The organism is Pandoraea terrae (assembly GCF_902459695.1).
Lineage (GTDB): Bacteria > Pseudomonadota > Gammaproteobacteria > Burkholderiales > Burkholderiaceae > Pandoraea > Pandoraea terrae.
Window position 1 is genome coordinate 162,869 of the sequence record NZ_CABPRZ010000012.1, and the last position, 16,999, is coordinate 179,867.

General features: G+C 64.7%; 16 protein-coding genes. 8 read left to right on the top strand and 8 right to left on the bottom strand.

Translation table 11 applies throughout. The features are described 5' to 3' along the window. The 3 genes from purU to PTE30175_RS15605 form a co-directional block, all read right to left on the bottom strand. A complete protein-coding gene (gene purU, locus PTE30175_RS15595) occupies positions 1 to 873 on the bottom strand; it encodes a formyltetrahydrofolate deformylase (RefSeq protein WP_150697975.1) in 873 nt (290 codons plus the stop codon). A gap of 76 nt (positions 874 to 949) precedes the next feature. Beyond that, on the bottom strand, positions 950 to 1,801 hold the full coding sequence (locus tag PTE30175_RS15600; protein WP_150697976.1) for an NUDIX hydrolase: 852 nt from the start codon (positions 1,799 to 1,801) through the stop codon (positions 950 to 952). Between the two features lie 120 nt (positions 1,802 to 1,921). Then, the gene (locus tag PTE30175_RS15605) at positions 1,922 to 4,402 is read right to left on the bottom strand and encodes a GcvT family protein (RefSeq protein ID WP_150697977.1); all 2,481 of its coding nucleotides are present in this window, start codon (positions 4,400 to 4,402) and stop codon (positions 1,922 to 1,924) included. A gap of 237 nt (positions 4,403 to 4,639) precedes the next feature. On the opposite strand from PTE30175_RS15605, the gene phnD reads away from it, so the two are divergent. Continuing rightward, positions 4,640 to 5,626 carry a phosphonate ABC transporter substrate-binding protein gene (gene phnD / locus PTE30175_RS15610; protein WP_150697978.1) on the top strand — a complete coding sequence of 329 codons (987 nt, stop codon included), beginning with the start codon at positions 4,640 to 4,642 and terminating at the stop codon, positions 5,624 to 5,626. Between the two features lie 39 nt (positions 5,627 to 5,665). Here the strand turns inward: phnD and phnN are convergent, their stop codons facing one another. The 3 genes from phnN to phnF are packed head-to-tail and all read right to left on the bottom strand — an operon-like array spanning position 5,666 to position 7,772. After that, entirely contained in the window at positions 5,666 to 6,229 is a 564-nt protein-coding gene (phnN, locus tag PTE30175_RS15615; protein ID WP_150697979.1) for a phosphonate metabolism protein/1,5-bisphosphokinase (PRPP-forming) PhnN, read from the bottom strand. Further along, positions 6,226 to 7,011, bottom strand: a complete 786-nt coding sequence (locus PTE30175_RS15620; RefSeq protein WP_150697980.1) for a DUF1045 domain-containing protein — start codon at positions 7,009 to 7,011, stop codon at positions 6,226 to 6,228. Before PTE30175_RS15620 ends, phnN begins: the two co-directional genes overlap by 4 nt. Beyond that, positions 7,008 to 7,772 carry a phosphonate metabolism transcriptional regulator PhnF gene (gene phnF / locus PTE30175_RS15625; RefSeq protein ID WP_150697981.1) on the bottom strand — a complete coding sequence of 255 codons (765 nt, stop codon included), beginning with the start codon at positions 7,770 to 7,772 and terminating at the stop codon, positions 7,008 to 7,010. The genes PTE30175_RS15620 and phnF overlap by 4 nt, the downstream gene beginning before the upstream one ends. A gap of 91 nt (positions 7,773 to 7,863) precedes the next feature. Between phnF and phnG the strand changes: the two genes are divergently transcribed. The 7 genes from phnG to PTE30175_RS15660 all read left to right on the top strand — a co-directional run bounded on the left by phnG (position 7,864) and on the right by PTE30175_RS15660 (position 13,874). Continuing rightward, complete coding sequence (gene phnG, locus PTE30175_RS15630; RefSeq protein WP_150697982.1) at positions 7,864 to 8,325, top strand: phosphonate C-P lyase system protein PhnG; 462 nt, start codon at positions 7,864 to 7,866, stop codon at positions 8,323 to 8,325. Beyond that, on the top strand, positions 8,326 to 9,006 hold the full coding sequence (phnH, locus tag PTE30175_RS15635) for a phosphonate C-P lyase system protein PhnH (RefSeq protein WP_150697983.1): 681 nt from the start codon (positions 8,326 to 8,328) through the stop codon (positions 9,004 to 9,006). Continuing rightward, a complete protein-coding gene (locus PTE30175_RS15640; RefSeq protein ID WP_150697984.1) occupies positions 9,006 to 10,208 on the top strand; it encodes a carbon-phosphorus lyase complex subunit in 1,203 nt (400 codons plus the stop codon). Before phnH ends, PTE30175_RS15640 begins: the two co-directional genes overlap by 1 nt. Further along, positions 10,205 to 11,116: an alpha-D-ribose 1-methylphosphonate 5-phosphate C-P-lyase PhnJ gene (locus tag PTE30175_RS15645; protein WP_150697985.1), complete on the top strand. Its 912-nt coding sequence runs from the start codon at positions 10,205 to 10,207 to the stop codon at positions 11,114 to 11,116. Before PTE30175_RS15640 ends, PTE30175_RS15645 begins: the two co-directional genes overlap by 4 nt. Beyond that, entirely contained in the window at positions 11,113 to 11,895 is a 783-nt protein-coding gene (gene phnK, locus PTE30175_RS15650; RefSeq protein ID WP_150697986.1) for a phosphonate C-P lyase system protein PhnK, read from the top strand. The genes PTE30175_RS15645 and phnK overlap by 4 nt, the downstream gene beginning before the upstream one ends. Further along, on the top strand, positions 11,892 to 12,653 hold the full coding sequence (gene phnL / locus PTE30175_RS15655; protein WP_150697987.1) for a phosphonate C-P lyase system protein PhnL: 762 nt from the start codon (positions 11,892 to 11,894) through the stop codon (positions 12,651 to 12,653). Before phnK ends, phnL begins: the two co-directional genes overlap by 4 nt. 84 nt (positions 12,654 to 12,737) lie before the next feature. Then, positions 12,738 to 13,874, top strand: a complete 1,137-nt coding sequence (locus tag PTE30175_RS15660; protein WP_150698002.1) for an alpha-D-ribose 1-methylphosphonate 5-triphosphate diphosphatase — start codon at positions 12,738 to 12,740, stop codon at positions 13,872 to 13,874. Positions 13,875 to 14,597: 723 nt separating this feature from the next. Here PTE30175_RS15660 and PTE30175_RS15665 read toward each other — a convergent pair. Further along, positions 14,598 to 14,822 (bottom strand): hypothetical protein, encoded by a 225-nt coding sequence (locus tag PTE30175_RS15665; RefSeq protein ID WP_150697988.1) that lies wholly within the window; start codon positions 14,820 to 14,822, stop codon positions 14,598 to 14,600. 4 nt (positions 14,823 to 14,826) lie between these two features. Then, on the bottom strand, positions 14,827 to 16,999 hold a 2,173-nt coding region (locus tag PTE30175_RS15670; RefSeq protein ID WP_191629087.1), incomplete at its 5' end, for a DUF637 domain-containing protein.

Genomic DNA, 16,999 nt, shown 5'->3' on the forward strand with positions numbered 1-16,999 from the left:
CTAGCGGAACACCACCGTCTTGTGCCCATTGAGCAGAATGCGGTGCTCTGCGTGATAACGCACCGCGCGCGCCAGCGCCACGCATTCCACGTCGCGGCCGATGGCGGTCAGTTGCTCCGGATCCATGGTGTGATCCACGCGCTCGACCTCCTGTTCGATGATCGGGCCTTCGTCGAGATCGGTCGTGACATAGTGCGCGGTCGCGCCGATCAGCTTCACGCCACGGTCGAATGCCTGAGAGTACGGCTTCGCGCCCTTGAAGCTCGGCAGGAACGAGTGGTGGATATTGATCGCGCGGCCCGCCAGTTTCCTGCACAGATCGCCTGACAGCACCTGCATGTAGCGGGCCAGCACCACGAGGTCGACGTTGTTGTCCTGCACCAGATCGAACACTTTCGCTTCTTGCGCGGCCTTCGATTCCGCTGTCGCGTTCATCAGCGGCAGATAATGGAACGGAATGTTATAGCTCGCGGCGAGCTGATAGAAATCCTTGTGGTTCGAGACGATCGCCGGGATTTCGATGTTCAATTGTCCGGTCTTGTAACGGAACAGCAGGTCGTTCAGGCAATGGCCGAACTTCGAGACCATCAGCATCACACGCGGCTTGACCGTCGCGTCGACCATCTCCCATTGCATGTCAAATGTCTCGGCCAGCGGCGCGAACTCGCGTTGCAGGCTCGCCAGCTCGGCATCGCCCGGCAGCTGCTGGAAATGCACGCGCATGAAGAAGCCGCCCGTGAAGCGGTCATTGAACTGGGCCGAATCGAGGATGTTGCCGCCGCGCTCGACCAGGAAACCGGCCACCGCGTGGACGATGCCGGGACGGTCCGGGCAGGACAACTTCAGGATGTAGCTATGTTCGATCGGGGCCATGAGTGCTCCTTGGGTTCAAGCAATGTCAATCTTCAAAATACTCTCGGGTGCGGCGCATGAAACGTCAGACCGCGCCTTACTCCTCCGGCGGATGAAACAGCGCCGCCATGCCGGCGCATTCATGTTCTCGCACCACGCCTTCGCGCATCAGGAAGTCGAGGCTGACAAGGCTCGCGTCGACCGTCATCGCGCCGCGCGCGATCACATCGCGCACATTGCCCGCGCTGCACAGCCAATGTGCACTCGCCTCGCCGTCCTGATTCGCCGGTACGAAGCTCGCGGGCAACGCCAGGTCGTAGACGAAAATCTGCTCGGCCTGCACCCCTTCGGGGATTTCCGCCAGCACGTGCAACGTGCGCCCGGGCGTCGCTTCACGCGCCAACGGTGCCGGAATGCCCGCTTCCTCCCAACACTCCTTCACCAGCGTATCGCCCACGCCGTACCCGTCGCCGATGCCGCCGCCGACGGCGTTATCGAGGCAGCCCGGGTCCGTAGACTTCAACACGCTGCGGCGGGCAATCCACAACTGAGGCGCCTCGCCCGTGACGCGCGCCGGCACAAAGCCGTTGACGTGCACGGCGAACGTGCGCGTGCCGAAAAACCGCGCCGCGGCGCGCTCGATCCAGGCCAGCGGCGCGTCGTACAACCGCTGACGAATGGCATACCGCTCATTGCGCCACCCGACAATGACGCCCTCGGCGTGCAGGGCGGCGATCACCGGCTCGAGCGCGGCGGTACGCGCTTCGCACGAATCGTGGCGCGGATGAATACGGACGGCCAGCGAGCTGATCTCGAACACGTCCGGCCAGCGCCGCAAATGCTCGACGTCACGGCGGCGAATCCAGCCAAAGCGCTGTGCGCCAATCACGAGCGGTACGTGCGCCGAATATTCAAAATGGCGCGCGGCGGCAATACAGGGAAAGGTCATACGGGAAACCTGGCGACGACGCCCGTCTTCACCGGCCGAAGCCCGCAAAGCGGCGCACTGATTTGAGGCAAAACCGTCATTTTACCGCCTGCCCGCCGGTTTCGTGCGCCCGTCGCCTGATCAATCTTTCACGCGCTCGCCGGCCGGATCGTACGGCGAGCGCAAATGCACGCTCACGTCGAGCAAATCGCCCGCGAGATCTACCTGGTATCGTCCGGACTGTACATATGCCGCGTCGGCCGAACCGTCGGGATGACCGACATATCCCAGCGCGACCGGGCAGCCGAGCGTGTGGCCAAAGGCCGCTGAAGTCACGAAACCGACGGGCTTGCCGTCGCGCAGGATCGCTTCACCGCCCCACAACATCCTGTCGGCGGCACCGTCGACGGTGATGACGGTCATCCGGCGCGCCACCCCTTCCGTCTTCGCCCGCAGCACCGCCTCCCGACCGAGAAACGGGATGCCGCTGGCCAATTTGCACGCGAAGCCCAGGCCCCCTTCGATCGGATTCGTATCGGGCGTCAGTTCGCGTCCCCATGCGCGGTAGCCCTTCTCGATGCGCAGCGAGTCGATGGCGTAGTACCCGGCGTTCACAAGCCCGAACGCCTTGCCCGCGGCATGCAGCGCTTCATACACGCCAACGGCGAATTCGACCGGCACGTAAAGCTCCCAGCCCAGTTCCCCGACGTAGGTCAGCCGCGTGGCGCGCACCGTTGCGTAGCCCAGGTCGATCTCGCGGCTGGTGCCGAACGGAAACGCGTCGTTGCCCAGATCGGCGCGTGTCAATGATTGCAGCAACGCGCGCGATTTCGGCCCCATCACGGCGAGCACGGCATACTGCCCCGTCACATCGACAACCGTGCAGTGCTTGTCAGACGGAATTCGCCGCTCGAGCCAGTCATGATCGCGGGTCGTCTGCGCGGAACCGGTGACCATCAGATACTGATCGTCCGCCAGACGTGTGAGCGTGAAATCCGATTCGTACGTACCGCGCTCGTTGAGCATGCCAGTGTACACGGTCTTGCCCGGTGGCACCGCCACGTCGTTCGTGCACAGGTATTGGAGCACGGACTGGGCGTCGCGCCCCTTGATCAGCAACTTGGAAAACGAACTCATGTCGAACAATGCCACGCCCTCGCGGCAGGCGCGGTGTTCGGCAGCGCTCCACGCATGCCAGTTCTGTTGGCCAAACGAGTACTCGATCGTCGCTTGCGCGGGGGTCGGCGCGAAGAAGTTCGGCCGCTCCCATCCCATCTTGCTGCCGAAACACGCGCCGGCGGCGTGCAAATGCGCATACAGCGGCGAGCGGCGAAACGGCCGTGCCGTATCGAGCTCGCGATTCGGCCACGGCATGGCGTAGTGCAGGCCAAGGGTTTCCTTCACGCGATCGTGCAGCCACGTGTCGTTGCCGTTAAAGCGCGCGAAGCGGCGAATATCAACGGGCCACAAGTCCATCGTCGGCTCACCCGCCACGATCCATTCGGCCAGCGCCATGCCCGCGCCGCCGGCGGACGCGATGCCCATGGAATTGAAGCCCGCGCCGACGTAGAAGTTACGCAGCTCCGGCGCTTCACCGAGCATGAAATTGTTGTCCGGCGTAAACGATTCAGGCCCGTTGTAGAACTGCTTGACCTGCGACGTCTGGAGCGCCGGCACGCGGATCAGCGCATTCTCCATGAGAATTTCAAACTGATCCCAGTCGTCGGGCAACAGCTGAAATTCGAAATTCTCCGGAATCCCGTTCATTCCCCACGGTTTGGCGTTCGGCTCGAAGCCGCCCATGACCAGGCCGCCCACTTCCTCCTTGAAGTAGATGAACCCGTCGGGATCGCGCATGACCGGCAAATCGGGATGCACGCCCTCGATGCGCTCCGTCACGATGTAGTAATGCTCCGCCGAGTGCAGCGGCACGGTCACGCCGCACATGCGGCCGACCGCCTTGGCCCATTGGCCCGCGCAATTGACGACGATGTCGGCGTCGATGCGCCCCTGTTCGCCTTCCTTGTTGCGCCACGACACGCCCGTGACGGTCCGCACGCCGGCCGGCTCGGCCGTGTGAATCTCCGTGAGTCGGGTGTTCTCGACAATCCGCACGCCGCGCATGCGCGCCCCGCGCGCCAGGGCCTGCGTCAGATCCGTCGGGTTGGCCTTGCCGTCGCCGGGGAGCCAGACGGCGCCGACCAGATCGTCCGTGCGCATCGCCGGCCACAGTTCGCCGGCTTCCTTCGGCGAGATCACGTCGCACTGCACGCCGTACGCGCGGGCGACCGCCGCCGTGCGCTTGAGCTGCGTCATGCGCTCGGCCGTGCGTGCGACCGACACCGAGCCGCATTGCTTCCAGCCCGTGGCGAGCCCCGTTTCGGCCTCGAGCTCGCTGTAGAGCTTTGTCGAATAGCGGATCAGCTTCGTCATGCTCTCTTGCGAGCGCAGTTGGCCGACGAGCCCCGCCGCATGCCAGGTCGTGCCGCACGATAACTGCCCCTGCTCGATGAGCACGACGTCGCTCCAGCCGAGCTTGGCGAGGTGATACGCGACGGAACATCCGATGATCCCGCCGCCGATAATGACGACACGGGCATGTGCGGGCAATGCGCTGGCCATGGCAACTCCGATGAGAGAGACCGCGCGGCGGCGGCCGATGCATCACACAGTAATCGATGTGGTGGCTTATTGCAATATTTTGCAAAATTAAAACACACATTGCCACAGCAGGGTGACGGCGCGATGACAGGACCGGCGCACGTGTCACGGGGGCGTCACCGGAAGGTCACGACGCCTTCATGCGAGGCGGCAACAATCGCTGCGGCCTATTCCGCCCCGTTTTGGAGACTTCCCGCCATGCAACGCCGCCAATTCCTGAGCTCCGCCATCGCTGCCGCTACGCTGGTTTGCGCAGCGGGCACCCACGCCGAAACGCGCGTCATCAACTTCGGCGTGATCTCGACCGAATCGAGCGCCGGTCTGCGCGACGCGTGGACGCCGCTGTTCGACGACCTCGCCAAACGCACCGGCTACACGGTGAAGGGCTTTTTCGCGACGGACTATGCGGGCATCATCGAAGCGATGCGCTTCAACAAGATCCAGATGGCCTGGTATGGGAACAAGTCGGCGATGGAAGCCGTCGATCGCGCGAACGGCGAAGTATTTGCGCAGGTCCTGAAGGAAGACGGCACCGCCGGCTACTACTCGCTGCTGATCACACGCAAGGACAGCCCGCTCAAGACACTCGACGACGTCTTCAAGAACGGCAAGAACCTGAACTTCGGTTATGGCGATCCGAATTCGACGTCGGGGTATCTGGTCCCGGGCTATTACGTGTTCGCCAAGAACAACATCGATCCGCAAAAGCTGTTCAAGTCGGTGCGGCCGTCGAATCACGAAACGAACCTGATGGCGGTGCTCAATGGTCAGGTCGATGTGGCGACGAACAACACGGAATCGTGGGATCGTTTCGAGCTGCGCTTCCCCGGCAAGCTCAACGACAATATCCGCGTGCTGTGGAAATCGCCGCTGATCGCCGGTGATCCGCTGGTGTGGCGCCGCGATTTGCCGCCGGAAGTCAAGGCGAAGATCAAGGACTTCATGCTGTCGTATGGCAAGACAGACCGCGAAAAGGTCATTCTCAAGCACTTGACGTATAGCGGCTTCAAGGCGTCGGACGACAGCCAGTTGATTCCGATCCGTCAGTTGGAGCTCTTCAAGGAGCGCCAGAAAGTGGCGAACGACACACACATGTCGGATACCGCGCGCGCCGCACGACTGAAGGAAATCGACACGAAGCTCGATGCGCTGGGCGGCGGCAGCACGACGGCTGCCGCGCAATAGTCGTCAATTTGGTCGGCAAACATCACCGCCGCCCCGCGTCTACGTCGATCGTTCAACGAGCAGATCGACGAGCGTCTCGCCCGCCGCCGCCAACGTGCCGTTGTTGGCAATGCGCGTGAGCGGGACGCCTGCGGGCGGCGTCCATTCGACGGCGTGCGCGACGCGTTGCGCCAAAGCCTCGCCCGCTTCCCGCCCCCGGCTCGCCAGTCTCGCCGCACGCACCGCCGTATCGACGTGAATCACCACCAGATGAAGCCGGCCGTCGTAGCGCTTCACCGCGCGTGACAAATGGGCACGCGAGCCATTCATGACCACGTCGCAGCCGGCGTCAAGCCATGTGTCGATCTCGATGCCCACGCCGTATCGGCAGCCGTGGCTGTCCCAATCCAAAGCGAACAGTCCGTGCGCCTTGCGTACTGCAAACTCGGAGAGGCTTAGCGCAATGTGATTCTCGCCGCCGGCGCTTTCCGGGCGCGTGATGTAGCGATGCGCGAACAGCACGGACGCCGGACTATCTCCCAAACGCTCGCGCGCGTAGCCGAGCAATGCATCTTTGCCTGCGCCCGACGGGCCCATCACATAGAACAGACGGCCACCGTTCATGCCTCGTCTCCCATGCTCGCCCGGAGGGCAATGCGCTGCGCCAAATGAAACGGCTCACCCGCCCGGGCCTGTACGAAGATAGCAATGTCGTTGACCGGCAGCGGGCCCAACGCCGCCACGCGCGGCGCCCACCATGCGCGAATCGCCGTCGCGTCCGAGTCGCCGACACGGTCCGACAGCGTCATGTGAAAACGGAATTCTTCGCCGACGAACGGGTAGCCCCATCGCTGCAGCAGTGCGTCCTGCCGGGGCGTCAAGCCCGTTGCGCGTCGTTGCGCGAGTTCGTCCGGGGTGGCAGGCATGCGCAGCGCGTCGAGCGACGTCACACAGTCGTGCGCCAGTGCATCGATGGCTTCGCGGGCTGCTTGCCCGTGTGCCGGCCGCAAGGCCATGAACCCGCGAGTACCGTCTTCCTTCGCGCCCAGCAGTGCGGCGTGGACACTCACGTCGAAACCGCGATGACGCGCCGCCACGGCCATGGCCGCCGCACGCAGATCGGACACGCCAGCGCCATCGCGCAACCGCATGGGCGGCTTGAGCGTGGCATGCCAGCCATAGCGCCGCGCGTCGATAGTGAGCCCGTGCAACGATTGCGACAATCCCGGCACGGCCGGGGCATCGCACGGTGCGCCCGACTGCGCGTCGCGGCCGAGCCAACGGCTGCCTTCATACCACCATGCCGAGTCCGACGGCGGCGCGTAATAGATCGCGAAGCGTGCTTCACGCAGATCGACGGCAGCCTCGTCGAGGGGCGTTACCGCGATGTCATCGCGCACCGTCATGACGGCTCTCCCTGCACGACGAGCTGCATGCGGTCCGCGGCAAAGTACGCGACGCCGTACTTTACCGGTGCACCCACGTCGTCCACATCGACACTCTCGACCGTCAGCACCGGCTGCTGGCGGTTGATGGCCAGATAACGCGCCATCTCGGCATCGGGCAAGCGTGCGCCGATCCGACTCTCCTTGCGCGTGTAATCCGTTACGCCATGCGCGGCCAGCATCGCGCTGATGGTCTCGCTTCGGCGAAACGCCGCTTCGAGCTCGGCAAAACGCCGCGCGGGGAAATAGTTGTGACTGTATGCCAGCGGCACGCCGATGCCGCCGTCGTCGCTCACGCTGCGACGCAGAATCTCCACGCGAAACACCTGCGCGCCAGCACGCAGCCCAAGTGCACGCGCCACAATCGGCTCGGCTGCCCCTTTGCGGACCGACAGAATCTGTTGCGTCGCCTTGAGGTTGTGCTGCTCCAGGTTCTCCGAGAAGCGGGTGCGGCGGCCGATCACGTAATCGATCGCGCCGGCCTGCACGAAAGTGCCGCGCCCATGTTCGACGTTGACGAGACCCTGCTCCGCAAGTCCAAGGATCGCGCGGCGCACGGTATGACGATTCACGCCGAAGCGACCGGCCAGATCGGTCTCGCTGGGTAGCCGGTCATCCGGCTGGCCTTCGCCGTAACGGCGTTCACCGATTTCGGTGGCCAGGATCTGCGCGATCTGCCGCCAGACGGCGACGCCAGCGCCGCGTTCGAGTTGTGTTGTCATGAAATTGACACCAGGCAAATGTGTAATGAGGGCGCTCGCTTCCCCCGCTCACCCCGATTGATCATACACACGTCTATACGACTAGACAATCATGAACAACACAAATTTCGACGGCACGACGGCGCGGCGGCAACGCTGGCTGGCGTTGCTGGCGCGCGCGACCCGCGCCGAACTCGATGCCGCCCTCGCCCAGTGCCCGGACGCCCCGCCATTCACGTGGCTGCGCGCGCCGCAAACTGGCCTGGCGCTGGTACAGGGGCGTGTGGGCGGCACCGGCGACCGCTTCAATCTTGGCGAGACGACCATCACCCGATGCACGCTGCGCCAGGATGACGGCACGCTCGGCACGGGCTACGTGCTCGGCCGCGACGCCTCGCGGGCGGCATGTGTCGCCCGCCTTGACGCACTGCTGCAAGACGAACGCCACAGCGCGCAGTTGCGTGACGGGCCACTGCGCGCGATTGCCGCGAGGCTAGCGGCTGAGCAAGCCTCGCAAGCCGCGCGCACCGACGCCAGCCGTGTCGAATTTCTCACGATGGCCCGGGAGGCCTGAATGCCGACGACATCCGCCCCGTTGGCCTCTGCCCCTGCGTGCGCGCAGACGGAAGCGCTTGCGCCTGACTGGTCGCAATTGCAGCCAGGCTTTGCCGATCCCGTGCACGATGCACAACGCGTCTTTCGCGCGTTGCTCGACGCCCTCGCGCGTCCCGGGCAGTTACGCGATGTCGGCGTTGTGCTGCCCGCCAGCAACGAAGCCGGCATCGCCGCTCGCGCTGCATTGCTGGCATTGGCGGACGCCGAAACGCCGGTCTGGCTGCAGCGTCCGATGCCGGCCCTGTCCGCCGCTTTGCGGTTTCATACGGGCGCACCGGTCCTTTCCGGCCGTGACGCGCAATCGCAAGCCCATTTCGCACTGCTGACCGAGACCGCACATTGGCCTGCGCTTGACGCATTTTCGCTTGGATCGCTCGAAGCCCCTGAACACTCGACCACGCTGCTCATTGACGTTACCGCGCTCGCGGCCGGCTGGCACAGCGCGGACGGCGTGAGATTGCGCTTGCGCGGCCCGGGCGTCGCAGAGCACGCAGACGTCACCGTGCATGGCCTGCCGTCGAGGTTCTGGGCGGAGCACGCGGCGTTGGCCCCCCAATTCCCTTGCGGGCTTGACCTATGGCTTGCGGCCGGCGCGACTGTGCTGGGCGTTCCCCGCACCACGCGCGTGGAGGTTTGCTGATGTACGTTGCAGTCAAGGGTGGCGAAGCCGCCATCGAACAATCCTGGGCCTTGCTCGCCGCCGCCCGCCGAGGCAACCCCGAAGTGCCCGAGCTCTCCGTGGCGCAGATTCGTGAGCAGATGCGTCTGGCTGTCGCGCGCGTGATGAGCGAAGGGGCGCTGTACGACGAGGAACTGGCCGCGCTCGCCATCAAGCAGGCAAGCGGCGATCTCGTCGAGGCGATTTTCCTGCTGCGCGCGTATCGGACGACGCTGCCGCGCATGGCGGTCACGCTGCCGCTCGACACAGCGGCCATGCGGCTCGACCGGCGCATCTCCGCGACATTCAAGGACGTCCCCGGCGGCCAGGTGCTCGGGCCGACCTACGACTACACGCAGCGCCTGCTCGACTTCACGCTGCTGGCGGAAGCCTGCGGCACGGCTTGCACCGAGGGCGCAGCGCCGACGGCCGATACCAGCGACACCATCGATAGCGCGCTCCACATAGCGGCCTCTCCGTTCGCGCCCCCGCCCGTGCCACGCGTGACCGACCTGCTCGGCCGCGACGGCCTGCTCGAAGGCGCGCAAGCCGGCACCACGGATCCGGAGCCGCACGACGTCGTGCGCACGCCGCTGTTCACGCCGGCAAACCGCACCGCCCGTCTGCAGAACCTCGCGCGCGGCGACGAGGGTTTCCTGCTTGCCCTCGGCTACTCGACCCAACGCGGCTACGGCAACGATCATCCGTTCGCCGGCGAGATTCGCATGGGACAAGTTGCCGTGCAAATTGTGCCGGAAGAACTGGGCTTTACGATCGACGTCGGTGAGTTGACCGTCACGGAATGCCAGATGATCACGCAGTTCGGCGGCAACCGGGACACTCCGCCGCAGTTCACACAGGGCTACGGACTGTCGTTCGGGCACGCGGAACGCAAGGCGATGGCCATGGCGCTGGTCGATCGCGCGTTGCGTACCGACGAACTCGGCGACGAGATCACCTCGCCCGCGCAACAGCAGGAATTCGTGCTCTATCACAGCGACAACGTCGAGGCGTCGGGCTTCGTCCAGCATCTGAAGCTGCCCCACTACGTCGATTTCCAGGCGGAACTCGAACTGGTGCGTCGTCTGCGTGCCGAGCATGCCGCGCGTGCGGCGAACGCCGGCGCGCAACCGCGTGCCGAGGCGCCGGCCGGCACCCCGCAATCCAGCAAGGAGGCCGCATGAGCGCCCCACGCCTGCCTGTCGACAACACGACCACCGACGGTTACAACTTTGCGTTTCTTGATGAACAGACCAAACGCATGATCCGCCGCAGCCTGCTCAAGGCCGTGGCAATCCCGGGCTACCAGGTGCCGTTCGGCAGCCGCGAGATGCCGCTGCCCTATGGCTGGGGCACCGGCGGCATTCAGGTCAGTGCCGCCGTGATCGGCCGCGAGGATGTGCTCAAGGTCATCGATCAAGGCGCGGACGACACGACCAATGCCGTCAACATCCGCCGATTCTTCGCGCGCACGACCGGGGTTGCGACGACCACCCGCACCACCGATGCGACGGTAATCCAGACACGTCACCGTATTCCCGAGACGCCGCTGGCCGAGGGCCAGATCATGGTCTATCAGGTGCCGATGCCAGAGCCGCTGTTTCGCCTGGAGCCGCGGGTGGCAGAGACGCGCAAGCTGCACGCCCTCGCGGAGTACGGCCTGATGCGCGTGCGGCTGTACGAGGACATCGTGCGGCACGGCACGATCGCCACGACGTACGACTATCCCGTCATCGTCAATGAGCGGTATCTGACGTCCCCGTCGCCTATCCCGAAGTTCGACAACCCCAAGCTGCACATGAATCCGGCCTTGCAACTCTTCGGCGCGGGGCGCGAGCGTCGCCTGTACGCGATCCCGCCTTACACGCGCGTCGAAAGTCTCGATTTCGACGACCACCCCTTCGAGATTCAACGCTGGGAACATCAATGCGCCCTGTGCGGCGCAGCGGACAGCTTTCTCGACGAGGTCATCGTCGACGATGCCGGCGCTCGCATGTACGTGTGCTCCGACAGCGACTATTGCGGTGACCGGCGGCAGGACGCCGAAGGCAGCGCAGCCCCGGATAACAACCGGGCGAAGGAGGCGGCATGAACGCGCACGCCCAACCCATGCTGAGCGTGTCCGGGTTGACGAAACGATACGGCGACCGTCTGGGCTGTCACGACGTGAGCTTTGACCTGTGGCCCGGCGAAGTCATCTGCGTCGTCGGTGAGTCCGGTTCGGGCAAGTCGACGCTGCTCGGCACGCTTGCCCTGCGTCTGGACGCCGATGACGGGGCCATCCGCTATCGCACCGGCGACGGCGAGCCGCTTGAGCTTCGCTCGCTCGACGATGCCCGCAAACGCCGCCTGCTGCGCACGGAATGGGGCTTTGTCGAGCAGAATCCGCGCGACGGACTGCGCATGAACGTTTCGGCGGGCGGCAACATTGGCGATCGCCTGATGGCCGTGGGTGCGCGGCACTATGGCGACATTCGCGCCACGGCCCGGCATTGGATGGCGCAAGTCGAACTCGATCCGCACCGCGTGGATGACATGCCGTCGGCCTTCTCGGGCGGCATGCAACAGCGACTGCAGATCGCGCGCAATCTTGTCACGGCGCCGCGCCTTGTCTTCATGGACGAACCGACCGCCGGTCTCGACGTGTCGGTGCAGGCGCGTCTGCTCGACCTGTTGCGCTCCCTTGTCGAGCGCCTTCATCTGTCCGCCATCATCGTCACGCACGATATCGGTGTGGCGCGCCTGATCGCGCACCGCCTGATCGTCATGCAGGCCGGCCGCGTGGTCGAGTCCGGGCTGACCGATCAGGTGCTGGACGATCCCCAACATCCCTATACGCAATTGCTCGTGTCCTCGGTGCTGCCCGCATGAACCCCGCCCAACCCGACATCGCTGTCCGCGCGCCCGAGATGCTGCGTGCATTCGGCGTGCGCAAGACTTTCCTGCTGCACCCGCAAGGCGGCGTGCAGATCCCGGCGCTCGACGGCGTCGACCTGTCGATCCGCAGCAGCGAATGCATTGCGCTCGTGGGTCCGTCCGGCGCGGGCAAGAGCACGCTGTTGCGCTGCCTGTATGGCAATTACCTCGCCAATGCGGGCCGCATTGAAATCCGTCATGACGATGACACCGGCAGCGGTCCCCGCTGGATGGACCTGACGAACGCGCCGGCGCGCGACGTGCTCGCCGTGCGTCGCACCACGCTCGGCTACGTCAGCCAGTTCTTGCGCGTGATCCCCCGCGTGCCGACCCTGACGATCGTGGCTGAACCGCTGATGCGTACCGGCGTGCCGGAGGGCCAAGCCCGAGAACGCGCAGGCGCGTTGCTCGCACGGCTGAACATTCCGGCCCGCCTGTGGACGCTGCCGCCCGCCACGTTCTCGGGCGGCGAACAGCAGCGCATCAATATCGCGCGCGGCCTCATCGCCGCCCCGCCCGTGCTGTTGCTCGACGAGCCCACGGCATCGCTCGACGGCGAAAACCGCGCCGTCGTCTGTGCGCTGATCGCTCAGGCGCGCGAGGCAGGCAGTGCGATCGTCGGGATTTTTCACGACGAAGCCACACGTGATGCCGTCGCCACACGCACTGTGGCGTTGCAGCCGGTTTCGCTCGGCTCGCATGAAGCGCACTGAAGGGCGCGGCGACGAAAAGCGAACACGACACTTACGAAACGACTGACGTAACCATTGAAAGAGACCGCTGCGATGAAGACATCCATGCTCATCAAGAACGCCCGCATCGTCACCCCCGAGGCGACTTTCACTGGTGTGGTGCAAGTGCGCGACGGGCACATCCACGCCGTCCAGCGCGGCACGACGAGCGCGCCCGAGGCGCAGGATTGGGAAGGCGATTATCTGCTGCCGGGGCTTGTCGAACTGCACACCGACAATCTCGAAAAACATCTCGCGCCTCGCCCCGGCGTGTTGTGGAACACGCAGGCCGCATTTGTCATTCACGATGCACAGGTGGCGGCCGCTGGCATCACGACCGTGTTCGACGCCCTGTCGATCGGCGAGCGCGAATCCGCGGGCTTGCGCAGCCGTGCGTTGCAGACGGAATGCGCCGACACGTTGCAGGCAAGCGCCGACGCGGGCCTGCTTCGCGCCGATCACTTCCTGCACCTGCGCTGCGAGGTCGCCACACATGACGCCGTCGACGCGTTCGAGCAGATGAGCGATCACCCGCTGCTGCGTCTTGTGTCGGTGATGGACCATACGCCGGGCCAACGTCAGTGGCAGGATCCAGCGCAGTTTCGCAAGTATCAGGAGCGTCACGGTGCGTGGACGGAGGAGAAGTGGCACGCCACCTATGCGGCGATGATCGAGCAACAGGAGAAATATGCGCACGCTCATCGTCGCGAAATCGTGGCGATGAGCCACGCACGCGGACTGCCGTTGGCGAGCCACGATGACACGTCGCTCGAACATGTGGAAGAAGCGGTGCGCGACGGCGTCGCGATGGCAGAATTCCCTACGACGATGATGGCGGCGCGCGCCGCACGCGACAAGGCCATCGCAGTGATCATGGGCGCGCCGAACATCGTGCGCGGTGGTTCGCACTCGGGCAACATTGCCGCGGGGGAGTTGGCCAGGGAGAACCTGCTCGACATCCTGTCGTCGGATTACGTTCCGGCCAGTCTGCTGCAGGCGGCGTTCCAGTTGCATACCGACATCGGCTGGGATCTGTCGCGCGCCGTCAATACCGTGTCGTGGGCGCCGGCGAAGTCTGTCGGACTCGACGACCGCGGCGGCATCATGCCGGGCCTGCGTGCGGATATGGTACGCGTCACGCTCAAGCCGAACCTCCCGCCGGTGCCGCGCGCGACGTTTCTTGCGGGGGCGCGCATTGCATAGGTCGTGTTCGGGATCCGAAATTACAGACTAATGCATCGGAAGGTGCGAAGCCGGAACGAAAGGAGGACTCAAACGCCCCGGCTTCGCATGTCATGACATGCCGGCCGACGGACACGTCATGACGAGACTCATGGTACGTATTCGCTTGGTGTTTGGGAAGGGCTGAAACGGTGTTTCGGACATTCCCCAATTTTGAGGATCGTGGAAGTGACTCGCGGTTGATGCGTCGAGTGCTCCTCGCCGGCTTTGCATTGGCGGCCGTCACGTAGCCGCTGATGCGCGCGGCGGTCGCGTCAGCGATCCGACAGTAGTCACCGTCCGGGCCCCACTTCTGCGCTGTAATGACCCACCGAAACCTGCACAGGTTATGCGGCTAAAGCAAACGCCTGAGCCGGGGTCATCATCTTCAGCGCGTCCGCCCCCTTCGCCCGGTTGGTCACAAAGACGCCCACCTCGCGCTGCAGCGCCTCCACGATCTCGAAGCCGGCGCGGATCTCCTGCTCGTTAAAGATCTTGCCGATTGATTCGCGTCGGCGGCCGACGGCTCAAACGCACCAGCTTCAAGCCGGACGATCGTATCAAGGTCGAGGCACAGGAAGGACGCTTGGTAAGTACTGTCGTATAGGCATCGGTTCAGAAGAGCCCCGACAAACTGAACTGCCTCCCCAAGGGTTGGATTCATGCCCAACGTTTGGAGTGCAGTTCAAACGACTGAAGCTTTCATCATGGATTGCTTGCCAAACGCCTCACTCCATCTTCCAACAGGGCTTTGAACTCGTTCAAGTCAAGATGCCACGCGCCACCATCCGGGCACGGATATATTTCAACTTCATATTTGCGCCCTGGCTCCTTCGAGATTTCGGCGACCTGCTGATTCTGATGCCAGATCTCATAGACGACGCTTTCACGATCTGGCGGGCTGGTAATTAATGCTTCGAGCGGACTCATATGCTTACGGTTCGAGGAACGTGATGAAGTTACCGTTTGCATCGTAGCGCACACCCTTCCCGTCCGGGGCAACAACATCGATCACTTGGCCGAAGCGGCCCGTATCTCGTTGCACGACTTTGCTGCTTGGGTTCGTAAGGATGCCGTCGACAATTTTCTGACCTTGTTCATTGATCGCAACAGGATTGCCCTTTGCGGGTGGGAATACACTACCTTCTCGGCCGCCATGCTTTTGCAACGCTCGGCCAGCCGCGCTCAGTTCCCCAGACTTATCCGAGGAATCCGGTTGCTTCGCCGCATTCGATAGATCTTGGATACTCTTCCCACCGATGGTTTTATCTTTACTGAACATCGGATCAAACACCCTGGGCCCGTCATTCGGCGTAGCCGTAATGCCGGGGCCCTTGACGCCTTGATCCGGGGTTCCAGTAATTGTAGCGCCGCGCTCGCCTCGATTGGGCGTGCCGGTTATCGTTGGGCCTTTCTCCGCGGTGTCCGGCGTGCCCGTGACGATTCCGCCGCGCGGCCCGTTATTCGGCGTGCCGGTTACGTTCTGCTCATCGGACGTATCCGAAGCCAGCCGTTCCGCCACCTCGCCGGCGATCTGGTTGCCCCCGCAGGCTAACGGAGATACCTTGCAGAGTGCTTCCTTCAGCACCCGCCCAACACTCTTATCGCCGCCCGTTGAATTGCCGCCGCCGTTCGGATCAAGTTCGTCTTCATCATATTGGCGTCGCTTCCCGCCCAAACCTCCTCGGGGCTGCGTCACGGTCGACGGAGGGACCTGCGGTACGATCGCCGTTGTATTGTTTTCCGCCTCCGTCTTCGCGCCCGTCGACGTTATGTGCACGTCACCGCCCGTGCCCGCCGCAACACCCGCGACACCCGCCACGATCGACGTGATCAGGTTCACGCGCGCTTCGCGTTCCGTCTGGGTCAGCTCGCGGCCGTCGTCGCCCGCCTTGAGCAGGCTTCCCAGCAACGATCCCGCTGCCCCGCCCATCGCGCCGGCGCTGCAGTTGCCGCTCGATGCCACACCACCCGCGCAGCCCACGATCGCATGCAGTGCCGCCTTCGAGGCCGGGTCGAGATTTTCGCCCAACGCCTTGACCTGCTGCGCACCGAGGCCTTGCAGGTAGTTGACGGTGGCGGCCTTCGCCATTTCGGCCGCCGAGCCCGTCACGTTGCCGCCGATGCCTGCGGTGATCGCGCTCGCGATCCGCCGATAGTCACCACCCGGCCCCCACTTCTGCGCCTCGACCAACTGTGCATCGAGCTCGGCGCGCCTTGCCGGATCGGCTTCCGCGTCGCGCGCCTTCTCGAGCGCATCGGCCTCCTGCGCCCGGTGGTTCACGAACACGCCCACCTCGCGCTGCAGCGCCTCGACGATCTCGAAGCCGGCGCGGATCTCCTGCTCGTCAAAGATCTTGGCGAGCGCATTGCTGCCGTCGCGCTCCGAGGACACCTCGCGGTTCGTTTCGGCGATGGTCTGCTGCGCGGTCTTGCCGGTGATGCCCTTTTGTTGGGCCTCATCGGTGATCTCGATCACCCCGGCGCTGATGCCGCTTTTGGTCGTGCTGGTGGCGCTGCCCGCCGCCGCCACGATCATCGGCGGGGTCACCGATACGCCAGCCGATGCGCCACCTGACGCGCTGCCTGAGGCGCCACCTGACGTGCCGCCTGATGCCGGCGCCTCGTGCCCCGGCACTACGCCCGCGCCGGTCGTGGCGCGCCCGGCCTGGTCCGTGCCGACTTTGGCGTCGCCACTGCCCGAACTGAAGCCGCCGCCGATGCTCACGCCCAATGCGTCATACTCGGCCCGGTTCTCGAGGTCGCGCTGCGTCAACGTCCCCGTTTTCAGGCGATTGGCGCCCGCCTCGGCCGCCGCATCGGTCGAGGCAATCACCGCGCCCACCAGATCGGTGTTGCCGGCCACCGCCACGTCGAAGCCGCCGTCGCCGGCCTGGATGCCCGACTGCTGCTGCACGCTCGCGTAGTCGCTCCTGATCTGCTGGTGGCTCGCGTTGATGCTGCCGGACACGCCTGCCCCGACCGTGATGCTGCCGGACAGCGACTGGTCGCGGCTGTGGTAGCGGTCTTGGTCCTGCAGGCTCTCGAGCTTCAGGTCGCCGCCGACCTTCGCCGCAACCGACTCGCCGCGCACCTGCGCGCCGCGC